Annotated in this window: 13 protein-coding genes and 1 pseudogene; 1 reads left to right on the top strand and 13 read right to left on the bottom strand. The window is 40.5% G+C overall.

Annotation, left to right across the window (positions count from 1 at the left end; genetic code table 11):
- Positions 1 to 184: 184 nt before the first annotated feature.
- From glmU to DPC56_RS00285, 12 genes and pseudogenes are all read right to left on the bottom strand, one after another.
- Positions 185 to 1,456 (bottom strand): bifunctional sugar-1-phosphate nucleotidylyltransferase/acetyltransferase, encoded by a 1,272-nt coding sequence (gene glmU / locus DPC56_RS00230; protein ID WP_245923812.1) that lies wholly within the window; start codon positions 1,454 to 1,456, stop codon positions 185 to 187.
- Positions 1,450 to 2,870 (bottom strand): annotated as a pseudogene (locus DPC56_RS00235) (phosphopentomutase/phosphoglucosamine mutase). Before DPC56_RS00235 ends, glmU begins: the two are co-directional and overlap by 7 nt.
- Positions 2,871 to 2,872: 2 nt before the next feature.
- Complete coding sequence (locus DPC56_RS00240) at positions 2,873 to 4,102, bottom strand: 2,3-bisphosphoglycerate-independent phosphoglycerate mutase (RefSeq protein ID WP_112093067.1); 1,230 nt, start codon at positions 4,100 to 4,102, stop codon at positions 2,873 to 2,875.
- 21 nt (positions 4,103 to 4,123) lie between these two features.
- Positions 4,124 to 4,816, bottom strand: coding sequence for a TIGR00297 family protein (locus DPC56_RS00245; protein ID WP_112093068.1), 693 nt, complete (start codon positions 4,814 to 4,816; stop codon positions 4,124 to 4,126).
- 31 nt (positions 4,817 to 4,847) lie between these two features.
- On the bottom strand, positions 4,848 to 5,435 hold the full coding sequence (locus DPC56_RS00250) for a 30S ribosomal protein S3ae (RefSeq protein ID WP_112093069.1): 588 nt from the start codon (positions 5,433 to 5,435) through the stop codon (positions 4,848 to 4,850).
- Positions 5,436 to 5,547: 112 nt separating this feature from the next.
- Positions 5,548 to 5,871 carry a NifB/NifX family molybdenum-iron cluster-binding protein gene (locus DPC56_RS00255; RefSeq protein ID WP_112093070.1) on the bottom strand — a complete coding sequence of 108 codons (324 nt, stop codon included), beginning with the start codon at positions 5,869 to 5,871 and terminating at the stop codon, positions 5,548 to 5,550.
- A gap of 40 nt (positions 5,872 to 5,911) precedes the next feature.
- Positions 5,912 to 6,475, bottom strand: coding sequence for a flavodoxin family protein (locus DPC56_RS00260; RefSeq protein ID WP_112093071.1), 564 nt, complete (start codon positions 6,473 to 6,475; stop codon positions 5,912 to 5,914).
- Entirely contained in the window at positions 6,472 to 7,257 is a 786-nt protein-coding gene (gene mtnP, locus DPC56_RS00265) for an S-methyl-5'-thioadenosine phosphorylase (RefSeq protein ID WP_112093072.1), read from the bottom strand. Before mtnP ends, DPC56_RS00260 begins: the two co-directional genes overlap by 4 nt.
- Before the next feature lie 5 nt (positions 7,258 to 7,262).
- Complete coding sequence (locus tag DPC56_RS00270) at positions 7,263 to 8,711, bottom strand: RtcB family protein (RefSeq protein ID WP_112093073.1); 1,449 nt, start codon at positions 8,709 to 8,711, stop codon at positions 7,263 to 7,265.
- A 33-nt stretch (positions 8,712 to 8,744) separates the two neighbouring features.
- Positions 8,745 to 9,170, bottom strand: coding sequence for an archease (locus DPC56_RS00275; protein WP_245923797.1), 426 nt, complete (start codon positions 9,168 to 9,170; stop codon positions 8,745 to 8,747).
- 249 nt (positions 9,171 to 9,419) lie between these two features.
- Positions 9,420 to 10,529 (bottom strand): ORC1-type DNA replication protein, encoded by a 1,110-nt coding sequence (locus DPC56_RS00280; protein WP_112093280.1) that lies wholly within the window; start codon positions 10,527 to 10,529, stop codon positions 9,420 to 9,422.
- Positions 10,530 to 10,556: 27 nt separating this feature from the next.
- Complete coding sequence (locus DPC56_RS00285; protein WP_112093075.1) at positions 10,557 to 11,288, bottom strand: 6-hydroxymethylpterin diphosphokinase MptE-like protein; 732 nt, start codon at positions 11,286 to 11,288, stop codon at positions 10,557 to 10,559.
- Positions 11,289 to 11,403: 115 nt separating this feature from the next.
- Here DPC56_RS00285 and DPC56_RS00290 point away from each other — a divergent pair, with 115 nt between their 5' ends.
- Positions 11,404 to 12,558, top strand: a complete 1,155-nt coding sequence (locus DPC56_RS00290) for a pyridoxal-phosphate-dependent aminotransferase family protein (protein WP_112093076.1) — start codon at positions 11,404 to 11,406, stop codon at positions 12,556 to 12,558.
- Between the two features lie 18 nt (positions 12,559 to 12,576).
- Here the strand turns inward: DPC56_RS00290 and DPC56_RS00295 are convergent, their stop codons facing one another.
- Entirely contained in the window at positions 12,577 to 12,966 is a 390-nt protein-coding gene (locus tag DPC56_RS00295; protein ID WP_112093077.1) for a hypothetical protein, read from the bottom strand.
- Between the last annotated feature and the right edge of the window lie 5 nt (positions 12,967 to 12,971).

The raw sequence follows: 12,971 nt of genomic DNA on the forward strand, positions 1-12,971 counted from the left end.
ATTAGTATATAGAGTTAATAAGTATTTTCTTAAGAATCTATTCCCACGCCTAGGGTGTGAAGGATTAAAATAAAACTTTTATTTGGACGTGATAAGAATCCGTATAATAGGATTTTTGGGCCATCCTATAGATACAGTAGGAGGGCTTCTAAACCTTAAATTTTGTGGGGGTTAGGTTGCGAATTTAGTTTCTTTTACTGATTATATGTTCTTGATTTACTATTACTAGTTTGTTTGATGGTATGTCATGTGATATTATACTCCCAGGTCCTATGTGGGATCCAACACCTACCTTAATGCCTGGGTTAAAGGAGGAATTGACACCAGTTTTAACATTATCTGCGAAGATCACCCCCATCTTGCGGCGGCCTGTGTCTATTTTTTCCCCTTTTATAGTCATCTTTACATGGTTATCGTCGAATCTGAGGTTTGCTATGTTTGTTCCCGCGCCGAGGTTGCAGTTTTCTCCGATGACAGAATCTCCTACATAGGATAAATGGTTTATATTTGTTTTATCCATTATTATGGAGTTTTTGATTTCAACGGCGTTTCCTATGCTTACATCGTCTCCTATTGACGTGTTTGCTCTGATGTAGGAATTGGGTCCTATTTCACAGTTTTTTCCTATGTAGACGGGGCCTATAATGTATGTTCCTGATCTTATTATGCTATCTTCTCCTAGGATGATCGGCCCATGGATTGTGACGTTGTCCTCTATTTCACCTTTTATATCCTCTTTCATGTTTTTAAGGAGTGTTTCATTGGCTTCTAGTAGTTCCCATGGTTTTCCAACGTCTACCCAATGCCTTTTGGATATTATACCTTTTATTGTTAAATTGTCTTTTATTTGCATTTTGATGGAATCTGTTATCTCGTATTCTCCGCGGGGTGATTTTTCTGTCCTTTCAATGTAATCGAATATTTTATGGTTGAATAGGTATATTCCAGTGTTTATTAGGTTCCCTGGGGCTTTATTTGCTGGTGGTTTTTCTATGATATCTTTTACATTGTCTCCTTCTAGTGTAACAACTCCGAATTGGCTTGGATCTTTAACTTCTCTGAGTACTATGGTGGTGTCTGCTTTTTTATAATGTGATAGTAGGTCTGTGATGGTGGCTGGTTCTGTGATGATGTCGCCGTTGAGTACTATGAAATCATCTTCTATGTATTCTCTGGCATATTTTATTGCGTGTGCTGTTCCTAGTTGCTCCTTTTGTGTATGGTATCTTATATTTACGTTGAATTTGTCCCCGTTATCGAAATATTCTTTCACCTTTGATTCATGGTATCCTGTTATCATTATAATGTCTTTGATGCCGTTTTCTCTTAGGGCTTCTATGTTATATTGTAGTATGGGTTTGCCTGCTATTGGGAGCATTGTCTTGGGCCTTGTGAGTGTGAGGGGTCTCATCCTTGTCCCTTCACCTGCAGTTAGGATGACTGCTTGCATTATAATCCCCTTATAACTTTTTCTATGAATGATCGGCTTATATTATGAAGTTTTTTGGCTGTTTTTTCATCTTTAGCTTCTATTCTGATTCTTATATATGGTTCTGTGCCTGATGGTCTTATGAGTACCCAGCTGCCATCCTTTAGTGATATTCTTGTACCGTCTATGTTATCTTTTTCGATTTTTTCTTTGAATTGTTTTGGTAGTTGTTTTCTAACTTTGTCCATCACATTACCTTTTTTCGTATCATGACAGGGTACTTTATCCCTTATATTGTGATATGATGGTATTCTATCGAGTAATTTGGATAATGGGCCTTTCTTTGATACTATTTCAACGAGTTTGAGGGCGGAGAATATTCCGTCGGGTGATAGGGAGAATTCTGGGTGTAACCATGTGCCGGATGGTTCCCCTCCGAATGATCCTTTTTCTCTGATTAGGGCTTCTGCAACATGCACGTCCCCAACCTTTGTCCTTATGACCTCTCCCCCGACTTCTTTTAAACATTCATCAAGGCTGATGGATGCGTCTACTGTGGTGATGATCTTCCCACCTTTTTCTTTCGCAATGAGTGTTAGAAGTTTATCAAAGTCTGCGAACCTGCCTTTATCGTCAACTGCCACCATCCTGTCAGCGTCGCCGTCATGGGCTATGCCAAGATCGGCTCCACTGGCTTTAACCGCGTTCATGAGGTCTTTCAGGTTTTCTGGGGTTGGTTCGGGGTTTCGTCCGGGGAAAAAGCCGTCTGGTTGACAATTCAATGATAAAGGTCTTTCAGGTTTTCTGGGGTTGGTTCGGGGTTTCGTCCGGGGAAAAAGCCGTCTGGTTGACAATTCAATGATAAGACTTCGCATCCAACTCTCCTTAAAATTATTGGGGTTATATGTGATGCTGCTCCACAACCACAATCAACAACTACTTTAAGACCGGGTTTTATCTTAACATGTTCTAGGACATTTTCCATGTACATTTTTGTAATGTCCAAGTGATATGAACTTCCTAGATTGTCCCAGTCTACCGTAATGTAATCTTTTTCATGGACTATTCTTTCTATTTCCTTTTCTTGTGCTGGTGAGTATGCCATTCCATTCTGGTTCCATACTTTTATTCCATTGTATTCTGGTGGGTTGTGTGATGCTGTTATCATTACACCTGCCTTGGCTTCGAGTTTGGAAGTGGCATATCCTATGAGTGGTGTGGGGACCATTCCTATTTTGATGACGTTACACCCTCCTTCCATCAGCCCCGCGGATAATGCGTTTTCTATGAGTTGGCTTGATGTGCGCGGATCATATCCTACTACGACTTCACCTTCTCCTTTGAGGTAGGTTGCGATGGCTTTCCCAACATTTAACGATAATGATGCTGTTAGTTTTTCTTTAAATCTTCCTCGGATGCCTGATGTTCCAAAAAGTTTCATTTTTATGCACCGAATTTTTCTGTTTTATCCATTAGGTCGAGTAATATGTTCATTATATCTGATCCTCTTATCCTGCAGAGTCCGCCTTTGCTTGCTTCTCTTTCATTGAATCTTTTTATGTTGTCCACTCTTATACCTGGACCGTTAATTACGATGGGTACTGGGTCTCCGGTATGGTCTTTTACACTTATTGGGGTGGTGTGGTCAGCTGTGAAGACAAAAAACATTTCATCTAATGGGAAGTCTTCGAGTATTTCATCAACTTTTTCTAGGAATTCTATTTTGCCTTTCAGGTCTCCGTCGTGGCCTGCTTCATCGGCGCCGTCAATGTTTACGAGTATGAAATCATATTGGCTGTTTATTGTATCAATGATTGCGTCTTTTATATTTTTTAGGTTGGTGTCTATGCCCCCGGTTGCTCCTTCCACTTCTATGATTTCCATGCCTGTCAGGTTCCCTATACCTTTTATGAGCCCTGTTTCGGCTATACATGCTGCTTTTAGCCCATATTTTTCCTCAAATTTTCTTATATGGGGTACTTCTCCAGCTCCTCTTGGTAGTATGATGTTAGCAGGGTTTTCAGACCTTTTTAAACGTTCTATGTTGACTGGATGTTCTTTAAGTAATTTGTATGACTTTTCGACTAGTCTGTTTAGGAGTTTCGCGGTTTTTTCAGCGGCCGGGGAGTCGTTTAAGGGTTTAACGGCCTTTGGGGGTTTGCCCTCCTTTTTAGGGTCTGAATCGGATACCTTATCTGAAAGATTTTCACCCCTTAAAACTAGTACTGCCCTGTGGCCTGTAGATTCCTTGAAGATTATTTCAACGTCTTCGAAGCCTTCTATTTTCATGGAGTTGATTGTTTCAGCTATCTTGTCAGTTTTTTCCCTTATTCGGCCGGCTCGCCTGTCTATTATTATCCCATCCTCGTCTTGGGTTGCGAAATTGCATCTGAATGCTATGTCTCCTGGTTTCACTTCTACTCCAACCCCAGCGGCTTCGAATGGTCCTCTACCAGTATAGACTTTATATGGGTTGTATCCCAAGATTGAAAGATGTGCGGTGTCGCTCCCAACCCTTATACCAGGTTTTATCGGGTCCATGATACCATTAATACCATTTTCCGCTAACTTGTCCATATTTGGGGTTTCAGCAGCTTCTAAGGGTGTTTTTTCTCCAAGTTCTGGTATTGGACGGTCTGCCATCCCATCAATTATCATTATCAGGCTTTTCATAATTTTCCCACCTTGTTTATGTTAGAAATGGAGGAGGATTATCCCTGCAGCTGCCCCTGTAACTGTTGCTAATAGATTCACTTGTTCATTGTTAATGTAATTTTTTCGTTCAAATAAAGCGCCTAGTATGCTGTCCATGAAGCATCCTATGGTGCCTGCTATCACGGCTATTTTAACAGATATTAGTGGGTTAGGGCATATATTGAGAAAGTATGCTGATAGGCCGATGATACCTGCTCCGATGATGCCTGCAGCGGTTCCTAGGAGTGATACACCACCATCTGTTCCAGGTTTAACCTCCCTTGTCAAATCTGTTATTAGTCTAGGCGTCTGTAACACTCCTATTTCACTTGCTAGCGTGTCTGCTGTTGCAGTTGCCACGGATCCTATGAATCCCCCGAGGAACCCGTCATAGTAGCTGAAGCTGGCCATTATAAATGGTATTATACCATTGGAGATGACGTTTCGAGCGTTCCTTCTACCTTCATAGAGTTTCATGGACTTCTTATAATTTTTCTTATATTTTGTGGCTAAAAGGCTTAGAATCAAAAAAATGAATATTAAAATCAGCCAATTAAACCCAGCAGCTACTATTATAAGAAAACCCATTATAACCATTAGGAGGGACCCCCAAAAGTCCAAGGCGCACCGATTGTAAGTTAAAAAGCCTATAAGTATGCATATAATGATATAAATCCAATTAAAGTCTTTCATATGGGGGACCCCCCATCATTGGGCTCCTTTTCTAGGCTGGCTCCTCTAATACCCTAGTCTTTATTATCTCAACCCTTTTGAGGGGGTAGACTTTCTTGGCTTCATGGTATATCTCTGAGGCTATTTTCCCTGTTACAATACCCTCCACGAGCTCGTTGAATGTTTTCTCACTTGCGAGCTCCTCTATCTTGTCCTCTATGATCTTACGCATGTATCTTTGCTGTGATGATTTGGCTCGTCGGGTTGTTATGGCGAGGGTGTGAATCTTTACCTTGTAACCATCCTTTGTCTTCACTATCTTTGGAGCGTCAACACGACTAGTACCTCTTCTTATCATGCTTCGCACGTAATCTGTTGTAAGTTCATGGCCTATGAACTTAGTACTTGCCTTGTCTCCTGTAACGTTCTCTATCTCAAATTTTAATTTAACATATTGTCTTGAAAAATCACCGGTAAGTTCTCGCATCGTAGCCTCTACTCTCCTAGTAGATAATAGTTTAGGATCACGTGCAGGTGTAACACCTATCTCTTTTTCCCCGAATAAACTCGGGGCTGTTACAGTATACCATTTCTTTTCTTTCCAAGTGTCTCTTGCTCTTCTTCTTCTCACTTTAGCCATTATATCACCCTAAAATTGTGAATTTTTCCATGAAAAATTAGAATTACAAAACTTTGGTCCTAATTTTCCAAAATATTGAAGTAGATTATTAGCCTAGAAGATATTTAAATATTTAGCTTTTCATGAACTTGTAATGTTTAATATACCTCCTGATAACATCATCTATGGGCCCTTCATCTGATACGAATTTTATACCCGCCTCTTCAAGGCCGAATTTAGCCCTTAATCCAGCCTGGACAGCTATTACAATATCACAATCTCTAACAGCATCTAATGTTTTCATCCATTGATGTTTTTCAGCAAAGTCAACGTTAACTTTCCTCTCATCAATCATCTCCACTTTTTCACCATCGAACTCGTAGATAATAAACTTAGATGCTTTGCCGAAATGCAAGTCCACATTTTCACCATCAGATGATGCGACGGCTATCTTCAATCTACAATCCCCCTAAAATGGGGTGTTCAATGGGGGGGGTCTAGTATATTTTTTTGATTAGTTTAGCCACGTTTTCGCCGAAATGTTCTACAGTTTCAATACCCTCTTTATCATCTTCAACTTCGCCAGCAGCCCAAGCAAATAGGATATTCCAATAGGTTGAACCTGGGACTATCATATCATTTATGAGATAGAACATTAACATCTCTTGTATTGTGGCTGTCTGACCACCCCTACGGGCCACTGCAATGGGTCCGCCGACCTTCCATTTTAGGAACCTGTCAGAGGCCCTTGAAACCATCCCTATCCTCTGTAGTGCTGACATGACATCGCCACGTGCTGTTCCAAAGTATACTGGAGATCCTACTATGAATCCCTCTGATTCTTTTATTTTTTGGATGATGGTGTTGAGTCCATCATCTATTGCGCATTCACCCGTCTTCGCACAGGTTAAGCATGCTCTACAGGATTTAATGTCCATTCCCCTTAAAGAAATTATCTCGGTTTCAAGGCCTTCTTCCCTGATTTTCTCGGCACATCTTTCTAGGGCTGTCATGGTGTTGCTTTCTTTCCTCGGACTTCCACATAATAATAAAACTTTCATTTTGGCATCTCCCCTTTGAGTATTTCATCTACAGAGGCGCCTTTAAGCGCCTCATGACATTCACATGGGGATTCATCAATCATCTCAACACTCCTATTTATAATATCCACTATAATGGGCCTTTTCTCCTCCAGGACATTGAAGACTTCTTTTATGGTGAGTTTATCCTCTGAGATTGACGCTGCATAATTTGATACCAGGCAGAGGCTCGCATAGCACATTTCAAGTTCTCTTGCGAGCACGGCCTCGGGTAATCCTGTCATCCCCACAATTGTGCCTCCTAGGATTTTGAACATTCTTATCTCAGCTGCAGTTTCAAAACGGGGCCCTTCTGTACACACGTATACTCCACCATCCTCCACTTCGCCAGAGGATAGTAGTATGTTTCTGAGTTTTGGACAGTATGGTTTTGTAACATCCACGTGGACTGTATTTTTATCATAGAATGTTCCTATTCTCGTTTTCGTGAAATCTAGGAAGTCATCTGGTGTGACTATTGTCCCTGGTTTGATGAATTTGTGGAGTGATCCTGCGGTGTTGGTTGCGATTATTTTATTGACACCTAAGTGTTTAAGGGCCCATATGTTTGCTCTGTAGTTTATCTTGTGTGGTGGATAGTCGTGGCCTTCTGCGTGTCTGGGTATGAATGCGACTTTTTTGTCATGGATTTTGAAAATTGATATTGGGGGTGAATCCCCATAGGGTGTTTTTATAATCTTTTTTTCCACCTTCACATCTTGTGGTGTTTTATAGATTCCTGTTCCACCTATTATCCCTATCAACTATGTCACCCTTTGGCGACGCCTAATGGTATCATTTTTGCGACTAGTCGTGATATTCCTGTCCTGTGGGATGTGTTAACGACCATGTCCACGTCTTTGTAGGCTCCTGGCGCTTCTTCCGCGATCACTGGCATTGAAGTGGCCCTTACGTATATTCCCATCCTTGAAAGGTTCCTTTGGACTTGCTCGCCACGGTATGTCCTCTTTGCACCTGCTCTGCTCATTTTACGCCCTGCTCCATGGGCTGTGGATCCGAATGTTTCTTTCATTGCAGTTTCTGTCCCGTGGAGTACATAGGATGATGTTCCCATCGTACCTGGTATTATGACTGGTTGGCCTATTTTCCTATATTCGGAGGGTATTTCTTTCCTCCCCGGGCCGAAGGCTCTTGTAGCCCCTTTTCTGTGAACGTAGACTTCCCTTTTCAATCCTTTTATTGGGTGGGTTTCTTTTTTGGCTATGTTGTGGGCCACATCATATAATATTTCCATTTCCATGTCTTCTGCGCTTTTGTTGAATACTTGTTCGAAGGATTCTCTCACCCAGTGTACTATCATTTGTCGGTTGGCCCATGCATAGTTTGCTGCTGCTGCCATTGCCTGGAAATATTCTATTGCCTCTTCTGAGTCTACTGGGGCGCAGGCTAATTGTCGGTCTGGTATTTTGATGTTGTATTTTTTGTAGGCTTTGTCCATGATTTTTAGGTAGTCTGAGCAGATTTGATGGCCGCAGCCTCTGGATCCTGTGTGGATTAGTACTGTTACTTTCCCAGTTTCTAGGCCGTAGGCTTTTGCTGCTTTTTCGTTGAAGATTCTATCTATTCTTTGGACTTCTAGGAAGTGGTTGCCTGAGCCTAATGAGCCTAGTTGGGGTATGCCCCTCTTTTTTGCTTTTTCGCTTACCTTTGTTGCGTCGGCTTCTTCCATTTTACCGTTTTCTTCGAGGTGTTTTAGGTCTTCTTCCCAACCGTATCCGTTTTCAACAGCCCATTCAGCGCCGTTTTCTAGCACTTCATCAATTTGACCCTCTTTTAGTCTTATTTTGCCTTTGCTTCCAACGCCTGATGGCACGTTCCTGAATAGTGTGTCTATGAGTTCTTTTATTCTTGGTTTGACTTCTTCATGGTCTAGGTTTGTTTTTAATAGTCTGACTCCGCAGTTTATATCGAATCCCACACCACCTGGACTTATGATACCATTTCTGGCGTCGAATGCTGCAACGCCCCCTATACTGAATCCGTAGCCGAAGTGTATGTCTGGAAGGCCAATTGAAAATTTTTGTATGCCTGGGAGGCATGCTACATTCGCCACTTGGTCAATGGCTCCTTTCTCCAAGTCTTTTAGTGCTTCTTCGTCTAGGTATATTCGCCCAGGGACGCGCATGCACTCTTTATAATCTGTGGGGACTTCCCATACCGATTCTCTAACTTTTATCAGGATATTTTTCACGTTCATTATAATCCACCACCAAAGGAGGGTCTCTCTTTTTTATAGGTCTACTATCACTCTAACTTTATATTGGCCTTTTTCTTCTCGCACATCCATCAAGTGATAGGTGACTGCTTTTACTTCATCGCGAATTTCATGTATACTAGGATTTATGTTATCGCCTACGGCTTTTCCTTCTAGTCTATATAATCTATTTTTTTGTATATTAACTTTGAATTTTGAGAAGAATAGGAATTCTGTATCCTTTAGGAATAGGAGTTCGTCGAGCCAATCATGTAGGAGTGATATTTCATCCTCAGCTTCTAATTTTATCCTTTTTTCTTTTTTTGGTTGGACTTTCCTCGTGTCTGTCATTAATTCGAACATTGCAAGGGCCGCGTTTTCAAAAGCTTCTTCCATTGTTGACCCGTATGCCCAATAGCCGGCGTCTGCTGTTACTTCGAAATATTCGAATTTTTTCTTCATGTTTTTCTCCAACCTATTATTAGTTTTCATATGCTCTCTTCCTCTTTTGTTATATTCTCCCAAATTTGACAATCATACTATGGAGGTGAAATGAAATGTATAGGTTGGATAGGTCAAGGAAAAAAGGGAATTTCACTGACCTTAATATTGAAGCTTGTATTATAATATTCATTGTCCTTTTACTTATAATAGGGGGTGTGTATTTTTTCGCGAGCACGCCAAATTCTAATTATCCAGCGAACCTGTTCTTCATTTATCTAATTCCTTTTTGAATCTTGGGATTATAAGACGCGCGTTACCACGCCTACCTTTACCTGTGAATGGGGTGTCAATAAGTCTTAGAAATTCAAGTTTTTCTAGTATCCTATTAAATGATGAATAACTTAATCCTGTTCTCCTTTTAAACTCTTTATAGGCTTGGCCTGCTGTTAAGTTTTCACTTCCAGCATCTATGATAATTTTTAGGAATTCTCTTTCATTTTTTGAAAGATTTTTTATTGTGTCATTGAAACTTGTGGATATTGTGTCTTTTATAGCCTCTTCAAGGTGTGATTTTTTAATCCTAGGAGAGGCTTCCGCCTCGGCAAGGTTCCCACAGACCCTTAAAAGGTTTATACCATATCTTAAGTCTCCTGTTTCAAATGCTAAAATTGCTATCTCATCTATTAGTTCATCAGAGATTACACCATCATAGAATCCTATCCTTGCCCTATCCTTTAATATATCATATATTTCCTCATAACTATAGGGTTGGAATATTATCTCCTGTGGGATGAACACTGAATCAACATTTTTATCAAGAGCATACCTAAACTCAATATCAGATAATACAGCGAATATACCCGTCCTAACATTATCAAAAGCCTCATACGCCCTTAGAATATCATAGAATATCCTATTAGCTTTCCTGTCATGGAATAGGTGGTTAACATCATCTAATGCAACTATAAGGGCCTTATCCTCTGTTGAAAGTTTATGCATTATGTCATGGTATATCCTAGAAAATGGAACCCCAGTCTCTGGAGGATAATATCCAAAGATCTTATAATATATCTGTGAAAATATGCCGAAACGTGTAGTATGCAATTGACAGTTAATATATGAGCATATAACCTTCTCTGAACTATTCTCAACCATTTCAAAAAGTTTCTTTATGGCTGTGGTCTTACCAGTCGCGCAAGCCCCTAGTACAACAGCATTAATGGGCCTCCCATTCATCAAGGCAGGTCTTATACAAACTGCAAGAGCTTCCATCTGCGAATCTCTGTACTTAAAATTCTCAGGGATATAATCAGGGTCGAAGGCTTGCATATTCCTGAATATTGTCTCATCATGTAGGAGGATATCATCTATTCCCATGATATGATAATTATCCTTCAAAGTATATTAACCTTTCAATAATTTAGCCTCCACGAGATTATAAATTTTAACATCCTCGTTTTCCATTATCCAATCTATAAGCTTCTTGGCATATTCCAGTTTCAACCTTTTGATCTTATCTGCTTTTTCTGTCTTTTCACTTATCTGGGGCCTTGAATATTTTGTGATGATATCCCCAAAATCCATACCAGCCAAGATTATGAGCTTGGCGCCTAATTCAACCGCGAGGAAAACAGCCCTATCACCATCAGTGAAACCGCCAAAATTGTGCAAATCTCCTATTGGTGGCGTCTGGGTCGTTCCAAGGATGTTCCTAAGCTTTGGAAGATAAAATCTTAACCTTTCCAGGTTATTACCATGTGCATGTACCACTACGAAAGAACCGGCCTTATTTGCCCTGATTATATCATCAATGTTACCGTCAAGGTCTGTTACAATAATATCGGGTAGTATGGATTCTTCTAGGAGGGCGGTTGTAGCCCCATCAGCAGCTATCATCGTGAAAACCCCAAGGTCAAAATCCTCCTTTAAGAACTTCAAATGCTTTTTAATGGATGGTCCGGCTCCAAAGATTATGAACTTATCATTATGTGGCAGTTCATCCATATCAACTTTTATATTCTCATGTTCTTGGAGGAAATCATTAAGGTATTCGGCGGCTTCCATATCAGCGAGGGGGTCGAATTTGAAATCTTCTATGATTTTCTCATACCAGCCTATCCATGTTTTAAGATCCATTATAATCACATTCAAAAAGACCAAGTTTATTAAGTCATGGTCTTTGGATAAGTATAAATCTTTTTAAAATCCTCTTTATTAATATGAAAGTGATAGAGATTGGGAGGAGTTTTTCATGGATGAAACATTATTGATGATCCCAGGTCCAACTAGGGTCACCCCCAGGGTATTAAAGGCCATGTCAGAGAATATAGTGAACCATAGAAGCGCAATATTCGGCAAATTTTTAACAGAAACAAGTGAGATGATCTCAGACATATTCCGAACCACTAATAAGTCCTATATACTCACAGGTTCCGGTACTGCGGCCATGGAAGCGGCCATAGTTAATATATTGGAGCCTGGTGACAAGATACTTAATGTGGTCGGTGGAAAATTCGGAGAAAGATTCAGTAATATTGTTGAAGCGTTCGGGGGCGAATCAAAGAGGATCGAGGTCGAATGGGGGAAAGCGGCAAACCCTAATGATATTAAAGAAGCCCTTGAAGAGGATGAGAATATAAAAGCAGTTACTGTAGTGCACAATGAAACTTCTACTGGGGTTGCTAATCCCATAAAAGAAATAGGTAAGATCCTAGATGATTATGATGCACTTTATATTGTTGATACTGTCTCCTCATTAGGAGGGGCTGAAGTAGACGTTGATGGATACAATATAGATATTTGTGTCACTGGTTCGCAGAAATGCCTCGCAGCACCTCCAGGTTTAGCCGCGATAACATTAAGTGATGATGCATGGAATGTTGTTGATAACACAAATTCAAGATGCTACTATCTAGACCTTAAAAAGTATAGGAAGACCAGCAGCATGGAACCCCCAGAGACGCCTTACACCCCAGCAGTCTCATTAGTATACGCATTACATGAAGCATTGAAGGTTGTGAAGGAAGAAGGCCTCGAAAATAGGATTAAAAGGCATGAATTGGCTGCTGAGGCCACTAGGAATGCTATAAAGGCCTTGGGCCTCGAGTTGTTCCCTGACGAGGAGGTTTCATCCACAACTGTTACAGCGGTTAAATTACCAGAGGGTGTGACAGACGCTGAACTGCGGGGTACCATGAGAAACAAGTATCATGTGGAACTTGCAGGTGGACAAGATCACTTGAAGGGTAAAATATTCAGGATAGGACATATGGGTAACATAACACACAGGGAACTTATAACAACGTTCTCAGCACTTGAAATGACCCTAAGAGAACTTGGATTCGATGTGGAGATGGGTGTAGGCGTAGCTGCAATAGCAGACACTTACCTGCCCCAAAAATTATAAAACCTTTTTATATTTTTTCTAGTACATTTTTATGGGTTCTATGCCTAATATTGTCCCCGTTTTCTCATCTACTCGGATGTAGGCTACAATGGTCCCTGGTGGATGTTGTCCCTCACTTGTAATTACAACTACTGGAACATAATATACTCCATCTCTTAATGAGGGTGTGCCAGTTGTGGTATTCCCAAATTCCGCAGGGTTTGCTGCCATGTAATTAGCTGCGATATTCTGAGCCTCTTCTGCTGATATCCCACTAGTGGTAACTGTTTGATTATTTTGGATTTCTTGGGGTTTTGTGACATTTTGGGTGATATTCTCCTTTTCTTCTTTAGAAAAGTAGAATATGCCTCCAACTAGAATCAGTATAATAATTATTACAAGGGCCAATAGGATATACTTAGAGTCCATTTTTT

The sequence above is a fragment of the Methanothermobacter tenebrarum genome, assembly GCF_003264935.1.
GTDB classification, from domain to species: Archaea; Methanobacteriota; Methanobacteria; order Methanobacteriales; family DSM-23052; genus Methanothermobacter_A; species Methanothermobacter_A tenebrarum_A.